Origin of the sequence: Ensifer sp. Root423 (assembly GCF_001426275.1) — a bacterium.
GTDB classification, from domain to species: Bacteria; Pseudomonadota; Alphaproteobacteria; order Rhizobiales; family Rhizobiaceae; genus Ensifer; species Ensifer adhaerens.
The window spans coordinates 424,298-446,765 of sequence record NZ_LMEG01000001.1; the positions used below are offsets into that span (position 1 = coordinate 424,298).

At 63.3% G+C, this 22,468-nt stretch carries 21 protein-coding genes; 16 read left to right on the plus strand and 5 right to left on the minus strand.

Annotated features, from left to right (window positions below):
- Positions 1-245: 245 nt before the first annotated feature.
- Both ASD01_RS02130 and ASD01_RS02135 read left to right on the plus strand, forming a co-directional pair.
- Positions 246-2,681: an arylsulfatase gene (locus ASD01_RS02130; RefSeq protein WP_156623606.1), complete on the plus strand. Its 2,436-nt coding sequence runs from the start codon at positions 246-248 to the stop codon at positions 2,679-2,681.
- Between the two features lie 92 nt (positions 2,682-2,773).
- Entirely contained in the window at positions 2,774-3,121 is a 348-nt protein-coding gene (locus tag ASD01_RS02135; protein ID WP_034793228.1) for a hypothetical protein, read from the plus strand.
- Positions 3,122-3,154: 33 nt separating this feature from the next.
- On the opposite strand, the gene ASD01_RS02140 is transcribed toward ASD01_RS02135, so the two are convergent.
- Positions 3,155-4,006 carry a hypothetical protein gene (locus ASD01_RS02140; protein WP_060643535.1) on the minus strand — a complete coding sequence of 284 codons (852 nt, stop codon included), beginning with the start codon at positions 4,004-4,006 and terminating at the stop codon, positions 3,155-3,157.
- Positions 4,007-4,272: 266 nt separating this feature from the next.
- Here ASD01_RS02140 and ASD01_RS02145 point away from each other — a divergent pair, with 266 nt between their 5' ends.
- The 5 genes from ASD01_RS02145 (at position 4,273) to ASD01_RS02165 (ending at position 10,199) form a co-directional block, all read left to right on the plus strand.
- The gene (locus tag ASD01_RS02145; RefSeq protein ID WP_034793236.1) at positions 4,273-4,911 is read left to right on the plus strand and encodes a glutathione S-transferase family protein; all 639 of its coding nucleotides are present in this window, start codon (positions 4,273-4,275) and stop codon (positions 4,909-4,911) included.
- A gap of 159 nt (positions 4,912-5,070) precedes the next feature.
- On the plus strand, positions 5,071-5,409 hold the full coding sequence (locus tag ASD01_RS02150) for a hypothetical protein (protein ID WP_034793239.1): 339 nt from the start codon (positions 5,071-5,073) through the stop codon (positions 5,407-5,409).
- A 389-nt stretch (positions 5,410-5,798) separates the two neighbouring features.
- Positions 5,799-7,298, plus strand: coding sequence for a nucleobase:cation symporter-2 family protein (locus ASD01_RS02155; protein ID WP_371273165.1), 1,500 nt, complete (start codon positions 5,799-5,801; stop codon positions 7,296-7,298).
- Between the two features lie 244 nt (positions 7,299-7,542).
- The gene (locus tag ASD01_RS02160) at positions 7,543-8,148 is read left to right on the plus strand and encodes a deaminase (protein ID WP_034793244.1); all 606 of its coding nucleotides are present in this window, start codon (positions 7,543-7,545) and stop codon (positions 8,146-8,148) included.
- Positions 8,149-8,294: 146 nt separating this feature from the next.
- Positions 8,295-10,199, plus strand: a complete 1,905-nt coding sequence (locus ASD01_RS02165) for an adenylate/guanylate cyclase domain-containing protein (protein WP_034793247.1) — start codon at positions 8,295-8,297, stop codon at positions 10,197-10,199.
- Positions 10,200-10,234: 35 nt separating this feature from the next.
- Here ASD01_RS02165 and ASD01_RS02170 read toward each other — a convergent pair whose 3' ends face one another.
- A complete protein-coding gene (locus ASD01_RS02170; protein ID WP_034793250.1) occupies positions 10,235-10,831 on the minus strand; it encodes a TetR/AcrR family transcriptional regulator in 597 nt (198 codons plus the stop codon).
- Positions 10,832-11,001: 170 nt separating this feature from the next.
- Here ASD01_RS02170 and ASD01_RS02175 point away from each other — a divergent pair, with 170 nt between their 5' ends.
- Entirely contained in the window at positions 11,002-11,409 is a 408-nt protein-coding gene (locus tag ASD01_RS02175) for a RidA family protein (RefSeq protein ID WP_034793253.1), read from the plus strand.
- 27 nt (positions 11,410-11,436) lie between these two features.
- Here the strand turns inward: ASD01_RS02175 and ASD01_RS02180 are convergent, their stop codons facing one another.
- On the minus strand, positions 11,437-12,294 hold the full coding sequence (locus tag ASD01_RS02180; RefSeq protein ID WP_034793265.1) for a sigma-70 family RNA polymerase sigma factor: 858 nt from the start codon (positions 12,292-12,294) through the stop codon (positions 11,437-11,439).
- Positions 12,294-12,764 (minus strand): carboxymuconolactone decarboxylase family protein, encoded by a 471-nt coding sequence (locus ASD01_RS02185; protein WP_034793267.1) that lies wholly within the window; start codon positions 12,762-12,764, stop codon positions 12,294-12,296. Before ASD01_RS02185 ends, ASD01_RS02180 begins: the two co-directional genes overlap by 1 nt.
- A gap of 233 nt (positions 12,765-12,997) precedes the next feature.
- Here ASD01_RS02185 and ASD01_RS02190 point away from each other — a divergent pair, with 233 nt between their 5' ends.
- The 4 genes from ASD01_RS02190 (at position 12,998) to ASD01_RS02205 (ending at position 17,885) form a co-directional block, all read left to right on the plus strand.
- Positions 12,998-13,924, plus strand: coding sequence for a peptidoglycan-binding domain-containing protein (locus ASD01_RS02190; RefSeq protein WP_034793270.1), 927 nt, complete (start codon positions 12,998-13,000; stop codon positions 13,922-13,924).
- Positions 13,925-14,095: 171 nt separating this feature from the next.
- Positions 14,096-15,076, plus strand: a complete 981-nt coding sequence (locus ASD01_RS02195) for an ABC transporter substrate-binding protein (protein WP_034793273.1) — start codon at positions 14,096-14,098, stop codon at positions 15,074-15,076.
- 74 nt (positions 15,077-15,150) lie between these two features.
- Positions 15,151-16,857 (plus strand): ABC transporter permease, encoded by a 1,707-nt coding sequence (locus tag ASD01_RS02200; protein ID WP_060528871.1) that lies wholly within the window; start codon positions 15,151-15,153, stop codon positions 16,855-16,857.
- Positions 16,845-17,885, plus strand: coding sequence for an ABC transporter ATP-binding protein (locus ASD01_RS02205; protein ID WP_034793276.1), 1,041 nt, complete (start codon positions 16,845-16,847; stop codon positions 17,883-17,885). Before ASD01_RS02200 ends, ASD01_RS02205 begins: the two co-directional genes overlap by 13 nt.
- 12 nt (positions 17,886-17,897) lie before the next feature.
- Here the strand turns inward: ASD01_RS02205 and ASD01_RS02210 are convergent, their stop codons facing one another.
- Positions 17,898-18,194, minus strand: coding sequence for a hypothetical protein (locus ASD01_RS02210; RefSeq protein WP_034793757.1), 297 nt, complete (start codon positions 18,192-18,194; stop codon positions 17,898-17,900).
- Positions 18,195-18,345: 151 nt separating this feature from the next.
- Here ASD01_RS02210 and ASD01_RS02215 point away from each other — a divergent pair, with 151 nt between their 5' ends.
- The 4 genes from ASD01_RS02215 (at position 18,346) to ASD01_RS02230 (ending at position 22,303) form a co-directional block, all read left to right on the plus strand.
- A complete protein-coding gene (locus ASD01_RS02215) occupies positions 18,346-19,143 on the plus strand; it encodes an aminoglycoside phosphotransferase family protein (RefSeq protein WP_034793279.1) in 798 nt (265 codons plus the stop codon).
- A 167-nt stretch (positions 19,144-19,310) separates the two neighbouring features.
- On the plus strand, positions 19,311-19,919 hold the full coding sequence (locus tag ASD01_RS02220; RefSeq protein WP_034793282.1) for a glutathione S-transferase family protein: 609 nt from the start codon (positions 19,311-19,313) through the stop codon (positions 19,917-19,919).
- A gap of 460 nt (positions 19,920-20,379) precedes the next feature.
- Positions 20,380-21,420, plus strand: a complete 1,041-nt coding sequence (ftsZ, locus tag ASD01_RS02225; protein ID WP_034793296.1) for a cell division protein FtsZ — start codon at positions 20,380-20,382, stop codon at positions 21,418-21,420.
- Between the two features lie 82 nt (positions 21,421-21,502).
- Positions 21,503-22,303 carry a nucleotidyltransferase domain-containing protein gene (locus tag ASD01_RS02230; RefSeq protein ID WP_348272339.1) on the plus strand — a complete coding sequence of 267 codons (801 nt, stop codon included), beginning with the start codon at positions 21,503-21,505 and terminating at the stop codon, positions 22,301-22,303.
- Positions 22,304-22,468 lie beyond the last annotated feature (165 nt).

Consider the following 22,468-nt stretch of genomic DNA (forward strand, 5'->3'; position numbering starts at 1 on the left):
AGGTCAGCGAGCGGAGTCCCGGTAGCGGGGTACGCTTCGCAGGATATGGGAAACGAATTCACAGATGCGATGTTCGGAGCCGGATAACTGGTTAAGTGTTCCGGGGAAGCCATCGGGCAGACCGTCTGCGACGGATCGGATGGAGAACACCGGTCGTAAACTTCTCGCGTCTCGGGTCTGGTTTGCGTATATTAGACTAGCCTAAATCGGTGGAGATTCAACGATCTGCAATAGGGGTGTTCGCCATGACCATTGGCCAGAGCATGCTTGCGGGTGCAGCCTTCTTCGCGCTTGGTTTTACGTCCGCATGGGCACAGCAGGTTTCAGGGACGCTCGGCGCCCCGGGAGCGACGACAACAATTACGGGTAAGCAGCTTCCGTCACCAAGTCCGGCTTTTGGCGGTGTAATCAAGGAAAAGGCCTCGGAATCGACGCCCTGGTGGGCTCCGCGGGTCGTGCCGCCGAAAGGCGCGCCCAATGTGCTGCTGATCATGACGGACGATCAAGGCTTCGGTGCGCCCAGCACCTTTGGCGGGGTCATTCCAACACCGGCCATGGACCGCATCGCCAAGGAGGGGTTGCGCTTCACGAACTTCCACTCGACATCGCTCTGCTCGCCGTCTCGTGCGGCGCTGATCACCGGGCGCAATCACCATTCGGTTGGCTACGGGGTCGTCGGGGAGATCGCGACCGGATATCCGGGCTACGATTCGATCATCCCGATCGAGAAAGGCACTGTTGGCACGATCCTCAAGGAAAATGGCTACGCCACCGCGTGGTTCGGCAAGAACCACAACACGCCGTCCTATCAATCGAGCCAGGCGGGCCCCTTCAACCAGTGGCCGACGGGCATGGGCTTCGATTATTTCTATGGCTTCGTCGGCGGCGATGCGAGCCAGTGGCAGCCGAACCTGTTCCGCAACACCACGGCCATCTATCCGTTTGAAGGCAATCCCAAGTGGAACCTGGAAACGGCCATGGCCGACGAGGCGATCCAGCACATCAGGCAGTTGAGCGAGATCGCCCCGGGCAAGCCCTGGCTCGTCTACTACGTGCCCGGTGCCACCCATGCACCACACCACCCGACGCCCGAATGGATCAAGAAGATCAGCGACATGCACCTCTTCGACGAGGGCTGGAACAAGGTGCGCGAGACGATCTTCGCCAATCAGAAGCGGCTCGGCATCATGCCTGAGAACGCGAAGCTCACGCCGTGGCCGGAGGGGTTGCCGCAATGGGATTCCCTCAGTTTGGAGGCGAAGAAACTGTTCATCAGGCAGGCCGATGTGTACGCCGCCTACCTTGCCTATGCCGACAACGAGATCGGGCGCGTCATCCAGGCGGTGGAAGATATCGGCGAGCTCGACAACACCCTGATCATCTACATCGGCGGCGACAACGGCGCGAGCGCCGAGGGCATGCTCAACGGCACGCCGAATGAGTTCACCACATTCAACGGCGTCGACGTTCCGGTGAAGGACCAGTTTCTCTGGTATCCGTTCTGGGGTTCGGAGCGGACATTCCCGCATTTCGCAGCCGGCTGGGCCTGGGCGATGGGGACACCGTTCAAGTGGGTCAAGCAGGTGCCATCGCACTTTGGCGGGACGGCGCAGGGCATGGTCATGTCGTGGCCCGGCCATATCAACGACGCTGGCGGTGTCCGCGCGCAGTTTCACCACTTCATCGACATCGTGCCGACGATCCTGGAGGCGACAGGCATCCCGCAACCGGAGACGATCAACGGCATCAAACAGGAGCCGGTCGAAGGCGTCAGCATGGCCTATACATGGGACAAGGCGAATGCCGCTGCGCCGACCGAACACAAGACCCAGTACTTCGAGATGCTGGGAAACCGCGCGATCTACCACGACGGATGGGTCGCCGCGACGACGCCCGCGACGCTGCCGTGGGAACTCAGCACCAAGACGCCGCCCGACGTGATCACCGGCTACAACTGGGAACTCTACAACGTCGATGAAGACCCGACGCAATTCACCGATCTTGCCGCCAAAATGCCTGACAAACTCAAGGAATTGCAGGACCTCTTCTATGCCGAGGCGAAGAAGTACAACGTGCTGCCGCTCGACAATTCGACGCTCGCACGCTGGAACGCCCCGCGGCCGAACCTGACGGCCGGCCGTACGGAATTCACCTACCGCGGCGAACTGAGTGGTGTGCCGGCCAGCGCTGCGCCGAGCACCTTGAACAAGTCCTATACGATTACGGCCGATGTCGAGATACCCGACGACGGTGCGCAAGGCATGATCGTCACCGAGGGTGGCCGCTTTGGCGGTTACGGCCTCTTCCTCAGCCAGGGCGACTTCGGTGTCGGCAGTGGGAAGGTCGTGTTCCTCTACAATCTCCTCGACCTCAAGCGCACCCTGTGGGAAGGACCGGAACTCGAACCCGGCAAACACAGGATCGTCTTCGACTTCAAGTCGGATGGAAAGGGACTTGGCGCCGGGGGCACCGGCGTTCTGTCGGTGGACGGCAAGGAGGTCGCCAGGAACAGCATCGATCATGGCATCCCGGTCACTTTCCCCGAGGATGAGACCTTCGACGTCGGTCTCGACACGCGCACCGGCGTCGCCCTTCTGGAACACCGCTACGACACGCCCTTCCGCTTTACGGGCAAGATCGACAAACTGACTTTCGAATTGAAGCCAAACGCAACGCCCTAGAGCGCCGTGCGTTCACGTGAACGCACATGGGACGCTCTGGCGACCTTGCATCGCAAGGCCCGGACACAAACGACTGGCAGAGGTGCGTTCCGATGATACGCGTGCTTGATCTCGCCGCCTTCGGGGAGATGGCAACAGGGCTCGCACTGGTGGTGGCGCCTTCGCTCGTGGGGCAGGTGCTGCTTGGCGAGCTACTCACCGGGCCGGCGATCCCGACGGCCCGGGTGGCGGGAATTGCCCTGATCGCACTCGGCGTTGCCTGCTGGAAGAACTCAAGCCTCATCGGCATGCTGATCTACAGTGCGGCCGTCACGCTCTATCTGGCCTGGTTCGGACTGACGGATGGCTCCACCGGCGTCCTTCTGTGGCCTGCGATCGCAGTTCATGCGGTGCTGTCGGTCTTGCTCTGGCGCGGACGTCACACGCCCGGCGCCGGCTAGTTTTCGGATAGGGACGGGGACATTGTGGGGGCGTTATCCGCCCGCAAGTGCAGCTATGGCAAGCAGGATATGAAGGGCCGCCACAGAAGCGACAAGGAAAAGCGCCATTCGCCGCATGAGTTCCAAGGTTTCGGAAGACTCATTGGGCCGACTTTCCGAAAAAAGGGTGTCAATAGGCTGCTCCCGAACGTCGTGCCAGCCGAGCCGCTTGAGATGACGGCGCATCAGATGGTCTTCGCCGCCGTCGTAACCTAGCCAGCCGGCATTTGTCAGATCGTAGTGTCTCTCGCCGAGACCACGTATCGTTGCAAGCGTTCTTGCGGCATCATCCTGCATATATGTACAGGGTTCATCGTCGGGATCCCGCTGCCAAAATCCGTACACGAGCAGACGGTAGAGCGCATTGCATCCTTCCATCGTTACCACTAGGTCTTTTATCTCCCGGCTTTGATAGAGATCGCGGTCGAGGCGCTCGTTGTCGCCGGTGAAGTAGACCTCCGGCAGCGATTGATCGTCCTCAAAAATCACATCGCCTGGCGTGATGATCAGCTTCCCCCAACGCCAGTCGATCGGAATTGCCACGGCCGCGCTGGACCAAGCGCGCTCACGGTCATTGAGCGGCCGCCGCCAATGTTGTCGGCCGATATCCGCGGAGCGAGCCCGGCCGCGTGTTCCGTCAGGTAGGCGGACGCGGTCGGCGGCAAAAGCTATTCCGAAGCGATAGTGGAGAACGGCAACGCCATGCCGCCGACCATAATCGCTCCGTGGTTCATTCGGCCCGCTCTGCTCCGTAGACAGCAAATACCCTTCGGGATATTCGTCGTTCTCGAATGGCCACATGACTATCCAACCTTCCGCGCGCAGCCGCAGGCGGCGGCTGCTCATCCAGGCGATCTCCGGCAACCAGGATGTGGATTGTTCCCGTCTTGATCCCACCGGTTGCGCAACGAGTTACCGGAAAACGGTCAAGCGTTTGCGCATTTGGTTTGGGCAATTTTATCCAATATCGTTTTGCTCGCGTTCAGCCGGACGACATGATGCGCGGGCGGGTGGTGCTACCGGTCGAAGGGAACGGTCGATTTTCTCTCGCGCCTGTCGGCAAGCGTCGCCTCGGTTCGTCTTCACGACGTGCACCAACGGAGAGCCACCGCATGAAGCTCTATTTCAGCCGCAACCCCAATCCGCGCCTGGCGGTCGCCACGGCCCGATTTCTGAAGGCAGAGGTCGCGTTCGAATATGCCGAGCCGCTGGCGCCGGGGCAGGCGGACCGCTATCGGCCGCTCAATCCCAACCTGCTTTTGCCGATCCTGGAGCGTCCCGGCCGGGCGCTGTGGGAGGCGGATGCGATCGCCTGCTTTCTCTCTCGCCAGGTCGGCTCCAACCTCTGGCGAAGGGATGACGACGAGCCGGAGATGGTCCGCTGGATCAGCTGGGGCAAGGAGAACTTCGTGAAGGCCTGTGACATGGTGCATTGGGAGCGCGGCACCAAGCTGCGCTACGGCATCGGCACTTGTGACGAGGCCATGGTGGAGGAGGGGATGAAGGCGTTCCACAAGGCGGCCCGGCTGCTCGATGCCGAACTCTCCGCTCACGCCTGGCTGGTCGGCGAGGCGGTCTCCTACGCCGATTTTCGCATGGCGACATTCCTGCCATACAATGATGTGGCAAGGCTGCGGCTCGCGGACTATCCGGCACTTGCGCGCTGGGCCGGGCAGCTCGAGGCGATCGACGCCTGGCGCGATCCGTTCCGCGGGCTTGATGCGCCCGCGTTGCCTCCGATATCAGGCTGAGCGGCGGCCTTTGCCTGCCGTCGAGCGGCGGCGACGGCCGGTGGTTGTCGCCGCGCATTCGCAGGTTGCGTGATTGTTCTCGCCATCCATTTTCTCCTCTGCTAATACAGTCGCGCTAGCATGCGAACAGCCTCTTGTTGCTCAGAAGGAATTCGTCCGATGCGTTTCACAGTCGCAATCGCAGCAGCAGCATTGATGTCCCTTCCGACAGCAACCCTTGCCAAATCGCCGGCCGATATCGCCGATCTCGTCGGCGCACGCGCGCCTGGCGCCGAGAGCGAGATGCAGTCCAGGGGCTATGTCGACGTCGGCGGCAACAATACCTGGTGGAATGCCGGCACCAAGACCTGCGTCCGGGTGCATGTCTCCCAGGGACACTACTCGGCGATCTCGCAGATCAAGCCCTCGGCTTGCGGCCAAGGGAGCGGCAAGAGCTCGCCATGCCCGCCGGATCTGTCGCAGGCCGATCTCTACAAGCATCCGGGCTGCAGCCTCTAGGGGCAGTCGCGTCCAACTGGTGCTGGGCTGGAACTTTCGCAGTGAAGGCAACGGTGACACGGGCGGTGCCGGCGGCCGCCTCGGCTTCATTGTGCCCCTTCGATCGGCGGGGAAAGCGGTACGAGAGCGCCGCGACCATTGCGCAATGCGATGATCTCTGCTCTCCTTTGAATGGCCTATCGGTGGAGCCGATTGCCCCTGGCGATCGGATCTTGCGGTTGAAAGCGTCGGAAACCGCTTAAAAAAGGCCGATTGCGGCAGATATTTCCCGCCCCAACCATTCCCGCCCAAAACCCGAAAGGTGTTTCGCCTTTTTTAGGAAAGCGAGATTTGCCTACCTTCAGTACCCTTTTGGTTGTCCCGCTGGAGACGGGACATATCGCGAAGGTATGGAGGAGATACCCTTGGCAAGCATTTCAGAGGACACTACGCATACCCAGAATCCGGCGCAAAATCCGGAAGACGAACGGCTGAGCATCGGCGCGAACCTCGCCTATGGCCTGCAGCACGTCTTGACCATGTATGGCGGCATCGTCGCCGTTCCGCTGATCCTTGGCCAGGCGGCGGGCTTGAATTCCGGCGATGTCGGCCTGCTCGTCACCGCCTCGCTTTTCGCCGGTGGCCTCGCCACCATCTTGCAGACGATCGGCGTGCCATTCTTCGGCAGCCGCCTGCCGCTGGTGCAGGGCGTCTCGTTCTCGGGTGTCGCCACGATGATCGCCATTTCCGGCAATGGCGGCATTCCGGCGATCCTTGGTGCGGTCATCGCGGCTTCATTGATCGGCCTTCTGATCACGCCGGTGTTTTCGCGCATCACCCGCTTCTTCCCGCCGCTCGTCACCGGCATCGTCATTACCACCATCGGCCTGACGCTGATGCCGGTTGCGGCATTCTGGGCGATGGGCGGCAACAAGGCGGCGCCGGACTTCGGCAGCACCGCCAATATCCAGCTTGCGGCGGTCACGCTCATCATCGTGCTGCTCTTGAGCAAACTCGGCAACGCTTCGATCTCCAGGCTTTCGATCCTGCTGTCGATCGTTATCGGTACCGGCATTGCCTATGTCGCCGGCATGACCGATTTCTCGCAAGTTGCAAACGGCCCGGTCTTCGCATTGCCGAGGATCTTCCATTTCGGCTATCCGACCTTCGAGCTTGCGGCTGTTATCTCGATGCTGATCGTCATCATGGTGACGCTGGTCGAGACCTCGGCCGACATTCTCGCCGTCGGTGAGATCGTCGAAACCAAGGTGGATTCGCGCCGGCTTGGTGACGGCCTTCGTGCCGACATGCTGTCGAGCATTCTCGCGCCGGTCGTCGGCTCCTTCACCCAGAGCGCCTTTGCCCAGAATGTCGGCCTCGTGGCGGTGACGGGCGTGAAGAGCCGTTATGTGGTGGCAACGGGCGGCCTGTTCCTGGTAACGCTCGGCCTCTTGCCGATCATGGGTCGCGTCGTCGCCTCGGTGCCGACCTCGGTGCTTGGTGGCGCCGGCATCGTGCTTTTCGGCACGGTTGCGGCAAGCGGCATCCGCACGCTGTCCAAGGTCGAGTACAATAACAACATGAACCTGGTGATCGTCGCGACCTCGATCGGCTTCGGCATGATCCCGATTGCGGCACCCGGCTTCTACGAGCATTTCCCGGCCTGGGTCGCCACGATCTTCCATTCGGGCATCTCGTCGGCGGCCGTCATGGCGATCCTGCTCAACCTCCTGTTCAATCACTTCACCGCAGGCAATTCCGACCAGCAGTCGGTCTTCGTGGCTGCAACCGAACGCACGATCCGCTACCAGGACATCGCAAGGCTGCACGACGGCGACTACTTCCTCAACGGCAAGCTCTACGATGCCAAGGGCACCGAGGTGCCGCTGATTGCGGCGGAGGCGCACTGAACCGGCAAGCTCCCTGAAATGATGCAATCCCAGACTGCTTTCCCTGGGGTTGCTTTGAATTACGCAATCCCGGACGAAAAACCGCTTCGCACTTTTTCTGGAGTTGCTTTGAGACACGCAATCCCAGACGAAAAACCGCTCGCACTTTTTCTGGAGTTGCTTGTGAAACCCGCCATTCCGGGCAGGAAACCGCTTCCTGTTTTTCCTGGCGTTGATTGAAAAACCCAACAAAAGGACATTGGGAATGACACGTGAGACCGACAATTACGCGCTGCTCGATGCGCTCCTTCACACGATGGAGAAGGGCATCATTCCGGCCACGGAAGCGGGCGTTGCCGCCGGCAACAAGATCTTCGGCGCGGCGCTGATGCGCAAATCCGATCTTTCGACCGTGCTTGTCGAAACCAACAACGAGACGGAAAACCCGCTCTGGCACGGCGAAGTGCACACGCTGAAGCGGTTCTACGAGATCGAGGGCGAGAAGCGGCCGGACAGCCGCGACCTCATCTTCCTCTCGACGCATGAGCCGTGCTCGATGTGCCTTTCGGCGATCACCTGGGCGGGTTTCGACAATTTCTTCTACTTCTTCAGCCACGAGGATTCCCGCGACAGTTTCTCCATTCCGCATGACCTGAAGATCCTGAAGGAGGTCTTCACGCTGGAGCCGGGCGGCTACAACCGCACCAATGCCTTCTGGAAGGGCCAGTCGATCCACGCGCTGATCGACGCTCTGCCCGAGCCGCAACGCCAGGAACTCAAGGCCCGCGCCGAGGCGATCCGGGCGAAATACGACGATCTCTCCTCCGTCTATCAGGACAGCAAGGACGGCAACGCCATTCCGCTGAACTGACGCTCGAAAAGCCGTCACCTGTACCGGGCCATTTCATTCTCTCATCAGAGATTGAAATGGCCTATTTCTTTGAAAGAATATGCATTCCTCCTCGCCAGGGCAGGTGCTAGGGTCGCCTCCATACAGTCGCGTTTCGGGGGAATTGCGTGAACTGGTCCAGGCCTCTCAGGGTGCATCTCAGCGTGCTCGTCGTGGCGCTGCTCATCTTAACGGCGACGCCGATCATCTGGATGGCGTTCAGCCAGGGGCGGCAGGCGGCGATCCTTGCCGGCGAAAAGCACATGCGCGAGATGAGCCTGAGGCTGATCGAGGGCTACAGGAATGCGCTCGAGGGCGGCCACGAGGCGGTCGCGCTTGCGTCCACCGTGCCGCAGCTGGCCGTCGCGCCGCCGGGCGACCTGCAGCCGAAGGAGCAGTTCTTCCTGGAGGTGCTCAGAAGCGTTTCCAACGCGACGAGCGTCTATGCCGGCTATCCTGATGGATCCTACCTGCAGGTGATCAACACGGGGCGGGACTATGTTCGCCAAAGTCTGGCGGCACCGGCAGGCACCGCCTTTGCCGTTCGGTTGCTTGCGCATGCCAAGGACGCGGGCACCGTCTCTACCCTTCGGTTCCTCGATGCTGCGGCGCAGACGATCGGGGAGCGTCCGTTCGAGCGCACCAATTTCGACCCGCGGCAGAGCCCCTGGTATCAGACGGCGTTGCGAGCCGGCGGTCCGGTTTCCGTCGGGCCCTATGTCACCGGAACGCTGAAGGTTCCGACGCTGGCGCTGGCCGTTCCGCTGAAGGGCAAGGAGGGGATCGTGGTCGGCACCAACATCCACCTTCAGACCATCAGCCGCCTTCTCGATGCGCGCGAGATCTCACCGCGGGCCCGGTCCTATGTCATCGGCAGCGACAACAACCTCGTCGCCCATTCCGATCCCGCGGTCATGAGCACAATCCTCGGCGCCTGGTCGGGTGGTGGCGGCGCCGGCATGCGCAGCCTGGATCCCAGCCTCGACGTCGTCGCCGGGCTGCGCAAGGATCCCGCCTATGCGGGCGGTGGTCTTGCCGAAGCCGATTTTGCCGGCGAGCGCTATCTGGTCCAGATGGCACCCGTCAGCGTATCCGGCCTCTTCAAGGGCAGCTCGGTCGCGATCGTCGTGCCGCTGCAGGATCTGGTGGTGCAGGCAAACCGGCTCCTGGTGCGCAACCTCATGATTGCCGCAGCCGTGCTGGTGGCCGGCGTGGTCGGCTCGCTCATGCTGTCCCGCGTGATCAGCCGCAAGCTCTATCACCTCGCCGACGAGGCGCGGCGGATCGGTGACCTGAACTTTGCCGGCACGGACGCCCCGCATTCCTGGATCACCGAGATCAATACGCTTGGCGGCGCGCTTTCCGCCAGCCGGCGCGCTATCGTCCAGTTTGCGCTCTATGTTCCGCGCGAGGTGGTGCGCCGGATCATCGACCCTGAGGGCGGGGCGGCGGTCCGGGGCAGGCGGCAGGAGGTGACGGCGCTTTTCACCGACGTGCGCGACTTCACCACCATCTCCGAACAGCATTCGCCGGAGGAAGTCGTCGATATTCTCTCGGCCTATTTCGAGATGCTGAACACGGTGGCCGAGCAGTACCACGGGACCGTGATCCAGTATCTCGGCGACAGCATCTTCGTCATCTGGAACGCGCCGGTTGCCGATCCGCAGCACATCGAGAATGGCTGTCATTGCGCGCTGGCGATGAAGGCGGCGGTCGATCGCCTGAACGAGACCAACCGCAAAGGCGGCCGGCCGGAGCTGTTCACGCGCTTTGGCGTGCATACGGGGCCGGCGGTCGTCGGCAGCTTCGGCGCGATCGCGCGGCAGCAATACACGGCCATGGGCGACACGATCAACGTCGCCTCGCGGCTCGAGGGGCTGAACAAGGAGTTCAACACGTCGATCCTGGTGAGCGGGGCGGTGCAGTCTGCGGTTGCCGACCTCTTCGACTTCCGCGCGATGGGGATGGTGCACGTGAAGGGGCGCTCGGGAGGCATCGACCTCTGGGAGCTTTTGCGCGCGAACGCCCGTTAGTCCTTGCCGCCGCTACGACCGCCCATCGGGGCGGATCAGCGCTCCGCCAGCAGGCCGGTGGCCATGGCGCGGAAGGCGTCGATCGCCTTCGGCAAGACCGCTTTCGGCTCGTCGCTGGCGGCGACCCAGAGGGCAGCGTTGAGGGCGGCACCGCTCAAGAGCCGCGCGGCCGCTTCCGGATCGACCGGCTTCAGCACGCCCTTGTCCAGCAGTTGCTCTACCGAGCGCTTGGTCGCCAGCAGGCAACTGTTCTGGCTCGGCCATTTCGAGGGGTCGCCGAGCACGGCCGGGCCATCGAGCAGAACGATGCGCTGGACTTCGGGATCGAGCGCCATCTCGATATAGGCGGCCCCTTCGGCAAGCATCGCCTGCCAGTGGTCACCGGCTGCCGCATCTGCGCCGATCGCCTTGGCGCGGGCGGCCATCTCGCCGTCGATCTGCGTTACGACCGCGGCCAGGAGCCCGCGCTTGTCGCCGAAATTGTGATAGAGCGCGCCGCGCGTCAGCCCGACATCGGCGGTCAACTCATCCATCGAGGCCGCCGCATAGCCCTTTTCGGCAAAGGCCTTTCGGCCGGCCGAAATCAGCTTCGCGCGGTTTTCCTCCATCGTTTCCTGGCGGCTTCTGGCCATTCTTGACCTCAAATTCAGATACGACGCGTATATGGATTTGACATACGCGTCGTATTTCGCTATTTCAGATACGTTCCGTATATCAAATGAAGCGGGTTTTGTGAAGTTCTGCCTGAAACGGCAGGGCGCGCCCGTTTGCGCGCCCTCAATTTACGAGAAGGATCAGACCGATGACCAAACGCAACGCAATCTTTCCGGCAAATCGTCATGCGCTCTACGAGGCGCACGGCTACTCCGCGGCCATCCGGTCACAGGACCTGCTGTTCGTCTCGGGGCAGGTGGGGAGCCGTGAGGATGGCACCCCGGAGCCGGATTTCGAACGCCAGGTCGAACGCGCCTTCGACAATCTCGAAGCGACGCTCGCGGCAGCCGGCTGCAGCTTCGACGACATCGTCGATGTGACGACCTTCCACACCGACCCCGAACACCAGTTCGAGACGATCATGGCCGTCAAGAACCGGATCTTCAGCGAAAAGCCCTATCCCAACTGGACCGCCATCGGCGTCAACTGGCTCGCCGGTTTCGATTTCGAGATCAAGGTGATCGCGCGGATTCCGGCCGGCCAACTGGCCGCGTAGGTCATTGGGAACGTGGCAACCCGGGTTCTAGTGCAAATGCACCAGCTTGTCCGGGTTGCGCACGACGTAGATCGCCACGACCTTGCCGTTCTCGATCTCTAGCGCAGTCGTCTGCAGTTCGCCATCGGCCTCCCGGGTGACAAAGCCGGGCAGGCCGTTGATGAAGCCGGCGCGCACGAGCGTCGAGCCGTGCTTGGCAAAGAGGGCGGCCAGTTGCGCGTGCACCTTCATCACAGCGTCGAAGCCGAGGATCGGCTGCAGGGCGGCCGGGCGCTTGCCGCCGCCGTCGGAATGTACGCTGACATCGGCTGCGAGCATGGAGCCGAGCGTTTTCATATCGCCGTGGCGGGAGGCGGCAAAGAAGGCGTTGGCGAGTTCCAGGCCGCGCTGCTGCTCGATCTGGAAGCGGGGGCGTTCCTCGCGCACATGGGTGCGGGCCCGGGCCGCAAGCTGGCGGCAGGCGGCGGCGTCGCGGTCGATCGTTGCCGCTACCTCATCGAAGCTCTGGCCGAAGACGTCGTGCAGCAGGAAGGCGGCGCGCTCCAGCGGCGAGAGCCGTTCGAGTGCCAGCATCAGGGGCAGGGTGACGTCGTCCTCCGGCTCCTCCTCGACGACCGGATCGGGAAGCCAGGGGCCGACATAGGTCTCGCGCTTCAGCCGCGCGGATTTCAACTGGTCGAGGCAGAGCCGCGTGACGGTGCGGCGCAGAAACGCCTCCGGCTCGCGCACGGATGTGCGGTCGGCCCCCATCCAGCGGATGAAGGCCTCCTGCACCATGTCCTCCGCATCGGCGACCGAGCCGAGCATGCGGTAGGCGACGCGGACGAGCTTCGGACGCAGCGGGTCGAAAACCGCCGCTGCGTCCTCATGGGCGCTGTCCACCATCAGGCGGCAGCCTGGGCGGCGGCCTTGGCGGCTGCCGGATCGACCCAGAGGCCGAAGCCGACGGCCAGACGGTTCCAGCCGTTGATGACGTTGATCATCAGCGTGAGCTTCACCTGTTCCTCCTCGGTGAAATGGTCCTTCAGCGCCTGATAGGCCGCTTCATGGCCGTGGCCTTCCGAAAGCCGCGTCAGCGATTCTGTCCAGCCTAGCGCGGCGCGCTCGCGATCGGAATAGCAGGGCGCTTCGCGCCAGGCGGAAAGCAGGTAGATGCGCTGTTCCGTCTCGCCCTTTTCGCGGGCTTCCTGGGTGTGCATGTTGATGCAGTTGGCGCAGCCGTTGATCTGCGAGGCGCGGATTTTCACGAGTTCGATAATAGTGGCGTCAAGGCTCGCGGCAACGGCCATCGAGACACTGGTCCAGCTCTTCATCAGTTGCGGGGCAGCGGCGAAAAGGTCGATCTTGGCAGTCATGGTTCCGTTTCCTTTCGTTGGTTCCGATACCATGACGAGCGAGCGACGGCCGGTGTGACATGGCCGCGAATTTTTTTTGAAAACTCCAGTGTGGATTGTTTTGTGCGGAGCCGGCGCATGCCGCGCCGCACTAACCCGTTTGGATGACTATGCCGCATTCGGCCGATATGTGAGTGTAGCCTGGGGGATCCTTTATTGCAGGTGGTGGTGCCGAGTGCTTCGGGAGGTACTCAATGGCAGACGAATTCAATGCCGCACTCGATATTCCGTACGTCTTCGAGATCACCATTAACGACTTTGCGGCGCTGTGGCGGAAGCTGGAGAGGCGAAGCTTTGCGCTGAAGGCGCTTTTGCCTAACTGGTATGGCCAGCTCCAGGGAGAATTCGCAGCAAGCTTCGGCGCGCTCGATGCCTATGTCGGCCACGGCAGTGCGGTCATTCCCCGAAACGGCATGGAAAAGGCCGCTGTCGAGGCGGTAATCGCGACAATGCTGATGGGCCGACTCGGCATGGCCATTCGCGAGCTGGCCGTCGAGGCGGGCCAGGCCGCGACCCAAGAGGGCGCTCCCATCAAGGGCCGGCTTCACTATGGCAAGGACAACCGGATTATCGGTGTGGACAACGAGTATCTGCGCCGGGTGCTCGATCCGGCCGAGGACTATCAGGCCGCCGGCTGCGTCTTCGAGGTGCTCGGCTATTCGCCGAGCAGTCCCTTTTCCATGACGTCGAGGATCGCCTCGATGATGCTGCTCTTCAACCGTGGCATGGCGCCCTTGAGCGGCCGGCCGGTCGAGTACAACGTCATCCTGAAGACGATGCACGCCTTCATCGCTGCGGAGAACCTCGGCTATGTCATGACCTTCGAGCACCGCAACACCAATGACGACCTGTCGATCTTCACCACCAACGAATTCAACAAGCTGACCATCCAGTCGGCGGAGGGCGACCTTCGCCTCATTCAGAAATACCTGAAGGCCATCGGCTTCTATTTTGGTGATGTCGACAATGCGCTCGGACCGGAGTTCGAGGTCGCTGCCCGAAATTTCGCGCGCGTCTACAGGCTGGACCACTATGCGCACTACAGTGACCGCGAGTTCCTCTACACACTGGCCAATGCCTATGTGCTCCACCGCAGCCAGATGTCGACGGGCGCGCGCTAAAGCTCATCGCGTGAAGCTCTTGTTTTTATGCACGTCGTCGCCGCAAAACCGCTGCGCACATTTGCGCGACCTGCATCGGGACCCACAGATCGCGCGTCCCCCGGTTCTGTCATACCCCTGTAAAAGGGTGGCCCTATCCCTCGGCGCCAGTTTCAACACGAGGGTGTATCCATGAAATCGTTTGTCTCCGTCCTTGCCGGCGCTGTTGTCGCAGGCCTGCTTTCGACCGCGGCCTATGCCGAGAGCCTGGTGCTCTATACCAGCCAGCCGAACGAGGATGCGCAGGCGACGGTCGACGCGTTCCAGGCCGCCAATCCCGGCATCGAGGTGGAATGGGTGCGCGAGGGCACGACCAAGATCATGGCCAAGCTGATGGCAGAGATCGAGGCCGGCAATCCGGTGGCCGACGTGCTGCTCATCGCCGACACCGTGACCATGCAGCGGCTGAAGGAAGCAGGCCATCTCGCCGACTACAAGTCGCCGGAAGCGGCAAGCTACGACGCGGCACTCTATGATGCGGACGGCGCCTATTACTCCACCAAGATGATCACGACCGGCATCGTCTATAACACCTCCGCCGCCATGAAGCCTGAGGGCTGGCAGGATCTCAGCAAGCCGGAGGCCAAGGGCCTCGTCACCATGCCGAGCCCGCTGACCTCGGGTGCGGCTCTCATTCACGCTCAGACCCTGACTGGCATTGATGGCCTCGGCTGGGACTATTACAAGGCGCTCGCGGAGAACGGTGCTACGGCTGCCGGCGGCAATGGCGGCGTCTTGAAGGCGGTTGCGACCGGCGAGAAGGCCTATGGCATGCTCGTCGATTTCATGGCGATCCGCGAGAAGGCCAAGGGCGCGCCGGTGGAATTCGTCTTCCCGGCCGAGGGCGTGTCTGCCGTGACCGAGCCCGTCGGCATCCTGAAGACCGCCAAGAACGTCGAGGCGGCGAAGAAGTTCGTCGACTTCCTGCTGTCCGAGGAAGGCCAGAAGGCGGCGGTGAAGATGGGCTATATCCCGGCCCGCAACGGCGTGGCGCTGCCTGCGGGCTATCCGGCCCGCGAGACGATCAAGGTGCTGCCGGTCAATGCGGCCGAGGCCGTGAAGAACTCCGACGCGGATCTCAAAACCTTCTCCGGCATCTTCGGCACGAACTGATCCCGGGAATGCTTGAACGCAACGATGCGCGCAGCCGGCCCCGCTGGCTGCGCCTTTCCTTTCACGGCCGGACGATGGGCGCGCCCAAGGTGCGGGCAGGGGCGAGCCCCGCCGCCGAGCCGCGCTGGCTGGTGCCCTTCGTTCTCGCCTGCCTGTTTCTCCTCTGCCTGCTGCCGCTCTTCAGCCTGGCGAAGGCCGGCTTTGCCGGGCTTATTTCGGGCCGGTCGATTGGCGTGCTGACGGAACCTGCAACCTTTGCCGCCCTCCGCAACACGCTGATAACCGCGACCGGCGGCATGGTCGTCTCCGTTGTCATCGGCGCGCTCTTCGCCTTCTCGGTGGCGCTGACGGATGTGCGCGGCAAGCTTGCGCTCAGCTTTGCCTTCATGCTGCCGATGATGATCCCGCCGCAGGTGACGGCGCTTGCCTGGGTGGAGATGACCGGGCCGGCGAGCCCGCTGTTAAAGACGCTCGGGATCGCGCCGCCGCTCGGCAGCCCGCAGCCGCTCTATTCGCTGGCAGGCATTTCGCTGCTTCTCGGCGTCCAGCATGCGCCGCTGGTTTTCCTGGCGCTGAAAGCCGGGCTTTCCGCAACGCCGCGCGACGGGGTGGAGGCGGCACGGCTTGCCGGGGCCACGCCATTCCGTGTCTTTCGCGACATCGTCGCGCCGCTGTCGTTGCCGGGACTGATTGCCGGTGCGGCGATTGCCTTCGTCTCCGGCGTCGGCAATTTTGGCATTCCGGCGATCCTCGGCATTCCCGCGGGCATCGAGGTGCTGCCGACCCTGATCTATACGCGGCTCGCCAGCTTCGGCGCCGGCACCTTCGGCGAGATCGCGCTGCTCTCCAGCCTCATCGCCATGATCGCGGCTGCCGGGCTGATCCTGCAGCAGAAGGCGCTTGTCGGCAGGGATTACCGCATCATCGGCCTTTCCGGGGCGAATGCCGCCTTTTCGCTCGGCCGCTTCCGCCCGGTCGTCGAGCTGGTCCTCGTGGCGATCTTGCTTCTCGTGCTGGTCGCACCGCTCGCCGCTCTTGTCGCGAGCTCGCTGGTGCCGGCCTATGGCGTGCCGCTTAACCTTCAGACGGTGTCGCTGCGCGCTTACGAAGAAATTCTCTTCCGCCAGTCGATGACGCTGAAGGCGCTTGGCAATTCGATGTTCCTTGCAGCAACGGCCGCATTCGGCCTGCTCGCCGTCTCGGTGCCATCAGCCTATCTCATGACGCGACGCAAAGGGTGGCTTGCCAATACGCTCGGCATCCTCATCGAGATCCCCTATGCGCTGCCGGGCATCGTGTTGGCCGTCGCCTTCATCCTTACCTTTGCCGCACCTCTGCCGATCCTCAAGGTCTCGCTCTATGGCACCATCTGGATCATCCTGGTTGCCTACTTCTCCTCGTTCCTCGCCGTCAGCCTCAAGCCGGTGATGAGTGCTTTCCTGCAGATGGACCCATCGCTGGAAGAGGCGGCGCGTCTCGCCGGTGCTGGCTTCTTCAGGCGGATGTCCGACGTGATCCTGCCCTTGGTAGCGCCGGCCGCGGGTGCGGCGATCATCCTCGTCTTCCTGATTGCCGCCAATGAGCTGACGGTCTCGGCGCTGCTCTGGTCGGCCGGCACCCAGACACTCGGCGTCGCCATCTTCAATCTCGACGACAGCGGCTCGTCGGACCTGGCCGCAGCCCTTTCCGTGCTCGTGGTCGTCATGGTCGTCATGCTGATGGCCGCGCTCGAGGCTCTCGCAAACTATCTCCCGGAAGGCGTGCTGCCGTGGCGCAACTGATCCTCAATCACGTCACCAAGCATTTCGGCGGCGGCCGGCCGGCGGTTTCCGATGTGTCGCTGACCGTGCGGGAAGGCGGCTTCCTGGCGCTGCTCGGGCCTTCCGGCTGCGGCAAGACGACGGTGCTGCGCATGATCGCCGGCTTCGAGCAGCCCAGCGATGGATCGATCGATTTTGGCGAAAGACGGCTTTCGGATGCTGCACGGGCGCTGCCGCCGGAGCGGCGCAACATGGCGATGGTGTTCCAGTCCTATGCGCTCTGGCCGCATATGACGGTGGCCGAAAATGTCGGCTATCCGCTGAAGGTCCGCGGCATTTCGGGCTCGGCGTGGCAAAGGAGCGTCGCCGATGCTCTGGCGCTGGTGAAGCTCACCGACTATGCCGACCGCCGGCCGGCAGCCCTTTCCGGCGGCCAGCGTCAGCGCGTGGCGCTGGCCCGCTGCCTGGTGACCTCACCGGATGTCGTGCTGCTCGACGAGCCGCTCGCCAATCTCGACCAGCACTTACGCAAGTCGATGGAGGAGACCTTCCGCATCTTCCACGAGCGCTCGGGCGCGACGATGATCTATGTGACGCACGACCAGGCGGAAGCCATGGCGCTCGCAACCGATGTCGCCGTCATGTCCGAGGGGCGGCTGATGCAGATGGCGCCGCCGGCCGAGATCTACGCAAGACCCGAAGGCGCCGTCGTCGGCGGCCTGATCGGCCGCGGCTCGGTGCTCAAGCTCGCCGTGCCGGAGGGCGCGCCACGGGCGCTCGAATGGTCGCTGCTGCGGTCAGCGCTTGCCGGCGTCCGCATGGAAGGCGCGGGCGATGGCGCCGTGCGCGACGTCCTCGTGCGCCCGGAACATGTGCGCCACGACGGCGAGGGCATGGCGCTCCGCGTCGTCTCATGCGTGTTCGAAGGCGAGCGTTTTGCCCTGACCTTGGCTTTGCCGGACGGTCAGTCATTGAAGGCCTATGGCGACAGGGCGATCATGCCGGGAGACACGGCGCGCTTCGTGATGAGCCAGGGGTGGCGGCTCTAGGTCGGGTTGGCGTCAGTCGCAATCGGGTTTGTCGAGTTCGACCTCGAACTGGCGCGGGCCGACAACGCCCGGCTTTGCCGGCAGGCCGACGATCCTTGCGATCACCGTGCATTTGCCGGCGACGACGGCATAACGGTCGCGGCCCTGGCTGATGACCTTGTCGATCGGGTGTTTGGGAACGGCGACGGCGACCGCGTTGATGACCGCGTTCAGTTCGCGGGCACGCTGAAAATTCGGCGCAAGGGCGGCAGTGGCCTGACCGGTGGCAAGGACGAGGACGAGGCAGGCGACGGCGGATCGGGCGAACATGGCAAGCTCCTGTTTGAAAGAGGCAAGCATGATCGCCCGGCAGATTCAAGGACAGCGATCGGCCGGGCCGTCGATGGGAACGGTTCGTTGACAGGGGGTGATCCGAAGACGATCCTCGGCCAGCTTCGCCTCCAGCCTCTCGAACGGTCCGATGACATCCGAAACGCCGATACAGGAAACGCCGCTTGCGGGCGGGAACGTCAATGCCGGCGTCGTACGCGTGGGCGATACGGTGCGCCGCGCCACGCGCCCTGAGAGCGCGACCGTTCACCGGCTGCTCCTCCGTCTCGAGGCAAAGGGCTTTGCGGGATCGCCGCGGTTCCTGGGCCTCGACGGCCAGGGACGAGAGATGCTGAGCTTTGTTGAAGGCGATGCCGGTGTCTCTTCCGACATCTGGCTTTGCGAGGATGCGCTGATTGCCGCAGGGCGGCTGCTTCGCGCCTATCATGACGCGACGGCCGAATTCGACTTCGGCGCGGCGGATCGCTGGGCCTTTAGATATCCGGATCGGCGTCGATGGGAGGTCATTTGCCACAATGATTTTGCGCCGTACAATCTCGTTTTTCGGGCCGGCGAACCGGTGGGGATCATCGACTTCGATCTCGCCGGTCCCGGGCCGCGGCTGCGAGACCTTGCCTATCTCGCCTATTGGACCGTGCCGCTTTCCTTCCATTCCGATGACTTGAAGGCCGCGGCGCTGGCGGATCTCGATGATGGCAGCCGGCGGCTGAAACGGCTGTGCGCGACCTACGGTCTTGCCTCGGACGATGCGTTGCTTGGGATGGTCGCCGATGTGCTCGGGCATATGGGCGACGAGGCGGCGATGCTGGCAATGATCGGCGCGGCCGCGACCGAGCGGCTGAAACGGGACGGGCATCTCGATCACTGGCGGCGAGAGCGGGACGCCTTCGAGCGCTATAGGACACTATTGTCCCGAAACCTTGTCTGACGACCGGCGAAGCGGCAGGGCAAGCCGATAGCGCTCGCGAAAAAGAATTTTTGCCTACTGAAATAAACCATTGAGTTAAATGAAACTGGTTGTTATAAACAACCGGTGTTCCGCTTTTATGCGGTTGAGGAGGAACGGGGCGGTCGCCTCATCGACAGGAGGATAAGATGAAGCTTTATCAGGGCATGGGACCGAATTCGTATCGCGTGCGCATCTTCATGGCGGAGAAGGGGATCTCGCTGCCGATGGTGGATGTCGATTTCGCCAAGGGCGAGCACAAGGCGCCGGAGTTTCTCGCGGTCAATTCGCTCGGTCAGATCCCGGTGCTGGAACTCGACGACGGCACTGTTATCACCGAGAGCGTCGCGATCTGCCGCTATCTCGAGGAGACCACGCGCGAGCCGCAACTCTTCGGCCATGACGCCGTCAGCCGCGCCAAGGTGGAGATGTGGAACCGGCGCGCCGAACTGGTGATCCTCGGCACCGTCGGCAATGTGGCGCTGCATTCGGACGCGTTCTTTGCCGAGCGGCTGACGCAGTTTCCGGCCTTTGCCGAGACCGAGCGGGCGGCGGTGCCGCAGAAATGGGGCTGGCTCGACGATGAGCTCTCGGATGGAAGGCCGTTCCTGGCAGGCGACGAATTCTCGATCGCCGACATCACCGCAGGGGTCACCGCCTGGCTCTGCGAGGTCTTCGGCATGGAAATCCCGGCTTCCGCAAAAAACGTCCAGCGCTGGCTGGAGCGGGTGCGTTCGCGGCCGAGTTTTGAGGCCTAAGGGACAGCCTGTGGCAGGGGCGGTTTCGCGCAGTCTTAGGGTGGCGAGATCGGCCCCTCATGCGGCCTGCCGGCCACCTTCTCCCCGTTGTCGCGGGGAGAAGGTGGGACGTGGCGGCCGCTCGTTCCTTCGGCCAATGTGGCAGCCGCGTTGCCCGTCGGCAGGTCTCGACCTGGGAGCCGGCCGTCGTCCGCGTTCCCTCTCCCTGCAGGCGGGGAGAGGGTCAGGGTGAGGGGATGGCATGCGCCATAGCATTGATTATTTTGTAGATTTCCCCATTCTGCAGACGAAACCCAACGACCGAATTCTCGCCTCTGCGCCCCCGCTAAAATTCATATGTGGATAGGCGCGTCGCCCTTTTTGCTTGCCTTCTCCATGGCTTTTTTCAATTCCTAAAATACAAGCTGCCCGATTCGCCGCTGCCGGGCGCCTGCAAGGCGCTGGCTCTAGGAGACAAGCCATGACCGATTTCAAGAAGCCCACGATCACCGAAATGCGCCCGAAGATCACCGTGATCGGGGTCGGCGGCGGTGGCGGCAACGCCATCAACAACATGATCAACGAAGGGCTTCAGGGCGTCGATTTCGTGGTCGCCAACACCGACGCGCAGGCGCTCGCCATGTCGAAGTCGTCGCGCATCATCCAGCTCGGCGCCGCCGTGACCGAAGGCCTCGGCGCGGGCTCGCTGCCGGATGTCGGCCGGGCGGCGGCGGAAGAATCGATCGACGAGATCATGGATCACCTCGGCGGCACGCATATGTGCTTCGTCACCGCCGGCATGGGCGGCGGTACCGGCACGGGCGCGGCCCCAGTAATTGCGGCGGCGGCACGCAAGGCCGGCATCCTTACGGTCGGCGTCGTCACCAAGCCCTTCAGCTTCGAAGGCAAGCGCCGCATGGAAACGGCCGAGCAGGGCATCGAGCGGCTGCGCGAGGCGGCCGATACCGTCATTGTCATCCCCAACCAGAACCTCTTCCGCATCGCTGACGCCAAGACCACCTTTGCCGATGCCTTCGTGATCGCCGACCGGGTGCTCTATTCGGGCGTTGGCTGCATCACCGACCTGATCGTCAAGGAAGGCCTGATCAACCTCGACTTCGCCGACGTGAAATCTGTCATGAAGGGCATGGGCCGGGCGATGATGGGCACCGGCGAGGCGACCGGCGAGGGCCGCGCGCTGAAGGCGGCCGAAGCCGCCATCGCCAACCCGCTGCTCGACGAAGTGTCGATGCGCGGCGCCCGCGGCGTGCTGATCTCGATCTCCGGCGGCATGGACATGACGCTGTTCGAGGTGGACGAAGCCGCGACCCGCATCCGCGAAGAGGTCTATGACGAAGCCGACATCGTCGTCGGTTCGATCTTCGACCGTACGCTCGACGGTACCTTCCGCGTGTCCGTCGTTGCGACCGGCCTCGACGGCGCGCGCTCATCCGCCAACCCGGCCGGTGCCGCCGTCGGCCAGCCGGCGGCTGAACCTGCACCGACCCGCACGCTGCAATAGCATTCGCATCCATCGCCTGCTTCAAGGACCCTCCCGATGTGATGACGCCATATCGGGAGGGTCCTTGCGTTTGGAGGCTCGAATGAGCGACGAGGGTGTGCCCGCCGATGAGGCGGCAAAGCACCCGCCAGCGGCACCAGGCCGTGCGGCGAGAGCGGTGATGGCGGCTGAGGCGGTGCTTGCGGAACGCTTTCCGCAGGCGATCTTTGCGATCGTCGCGGGCTCGATCCTGCGCGGCGAGGGTACGCAGACCTCGGATATCGACCTGGTGGTGCTGCACGAGGCCCTGCCGGCCGCCTGGCGGGAAAGCTTCCATTTCGACGATTTTCCGATCGAGGCCTTCGTGCACGACTTCGAGACGCTCAACTGGTTTGTCGACCAGGATATGGCGGGCGGTTGCCCGGTGCTTGCGGACATGGTGGCGGGCGGCGTTGCTATCGGGCCTGAGCGGGCGCGTGCCGAAGCGCTTCAGGCCGGGGCGCAACAGCGCCTGGAACGAGGGCCGGCGCCGCTGACGCCTGAGATACGCGACCGACTACGCTACCAGATCACCGATCTGGTGGATGATCTGCGCGATGCACGCCCGGCCGCCGAGATCCGCGCCATTGCCGCCGAACTGACGAAGCCGCTCGCCGATCTGATGCTGCTTGGCCGCGGACGATGGTCTGGGCGCGGCAAATGGCTACCGCGGTTGCTCGTCCGGGCGGACGCGTCGCTTGCCGAAAGCTTCGACACGGCATTGCGCCACGCGGGCGCAGGACAGGCAGCAGAGCTGATCCGGCTTGCCGAGCTGGAACTGGCGCCGCATGGCGGGCCGTTGTTTGCCGGGGACCGTCGGACGGCGCCGCCGGATGCCCGGCGTCCTGGTCTTCTCGCGCAGTGAATGCGCCGGCTCGTGGGATGGCCGCCTCCGATGCCTTGGGCGCGGGTGGGGACATGATCTGTTTGCGAGGAACCGCCGGGACGCTTCAACACGAGCGCCGGCGCCCGCAGGGCTGACGGCCAAGTTCTGGGTGAGCCAACAGCTACGGCGAGTGCAGAGGCGAGG

Excerpts from the sequence above, each read along its gene's own strand:
- ASD01_RS02170 (WP_034793250.1), bottom strand. The coding sequence starts at position 10,831 with ATGGCCAGAAGCCGCCAGGAAACGATGGAGGAAAACCGCGCGAAGCTG.
- ASD01_RS02220 (WP_034793282.1), top strand. The coding sequence starts at position 19,311 with ATGAAGCTTTATCAGGGCATGGGACCGAATTCGTATCGCGTGCGCATC.
- ASD01_RS02180 (WP_034793265.1), bottom strand. The coding sequence starts at position 12,294 with ATGGTGGACAGCGCCCATGAGGACGCAGCGGCGGTTTTCGACCCGCTG.
- ASD01_RS02195 (WP_034793273.1), top strand. The coding sequence starts at position 14,096 with ATGAAATCGTTTGTCTCCGTCCTTGCCGGCGCTGTTGTCGCAGGCCTG.
- ASD01_RS02155 (WP_371273165.1), top strand. The coding sequence starts at position 5,799 with ATGGAGGAGATACCCTTGGCAAGCATTTCAGAGGACACTACGCATACC.
- ASD01_RS02230 (WP_348272339.1), top strand. The coding sequence starts at position 21,503 with ATGAGCGACGAGGGTGTGCCCGCCGATGAGGCGGCAAAGCACCCGCCA.
- ASD01_RS02175 (WP_034793253.1), top strand. The coding sequence starts at position 11,002 with ATGACCAAACGCAACGCAATCTTTCCGGCAAATCGTCATGCGCTCTAC.
- ASD01_RS02190 (WP_034793270.1), top strand. The coding sequence starts at position 12,998 with ATGGCAGACGAATTCAATGCCGCACTCGATATTCCGTACGTCTTCGAG.
- ftsZ (WP_034793296.1), top strand. The coding sequence starts at position 20,380 with ATGACCGATTTCAAGAAGCCCACGATCACCGAAATGCGCCCGAAGATC.
- ASD01_RS02130 (WP_156623606.1), top strand. The coding sequence starts at position 246 with ATGACCATTGGCCAGAGCATGCTTGCGGGTGCAGCCTTCTTCGCGCTT.
- ASD01_RS02150 (WP_034793239.1), top strand. The coding sequence starts at position 5,071 with ATGCGTTTCACAGTCGCAATCGCAGCAGCAGCATTGATGTCCCTTCCG.
- ASD01_RS02200 (WP_060528871.1), top strand. The coding sequence starts at position 15,151 with ATGGGCGCGCCCAAGGTGCGGGCAGGGGCGAGCCCCGCCGCCGAGCCG.
- ASD01_RS02140 (WP_060643535.1), bottom strand. The coding sequence starts at position 4,006 with ATGAGCAGCCGCCGCCTGCGGCTGCGCGCGGAAGGTTGGATAGTCATG.
- ASD01_RS02210 (WP_034793757.1), bottom strand. The coding sequence starts at position 18,194 with ATGTTCGCCCGATCCGCCGTCGCCTGCCTCGTCCTCGTCCTTGCCACC.
- ASD01_RS02135 (WP_034793228.1), top strand. The coding sequence starts at position 2,774 with ATGATACGCGTGCTTGATCTCGCCGCCTTCGGGGAGATGGCAACAGGG.
- ASD01_RS02160 (WP_034793244.1), top strand. The coding sequence starts at position 7,543 with ATGACACGTGAGACCGACAATTACGCGCTGCTCGATGCGCTCCTTCAC.
- ASD01_RS02215 (WP_034793279.1), top strand. The coding sequence starts at position 18,346 with ATGACATCCGAAACGCCGATACAGGAAACGCCGCTTGCGGGCGGGAAC.
- ASD01_RS02145 (WP_034793236.1), top strand. The coding sequence starts at position 4,273 with ATGAAGCTCTATTTCAGCCGCAACCCCAATCCGCGCCTGGCGGTCGCC.
- ASD01_RS02185 (WP_034793267.1), bottom strand. The coding sequence starts at position 12,764 with ATGACTGCCAAGATCGACCTTTTCGCCGCTGCCCCGCAACTGATGAAG.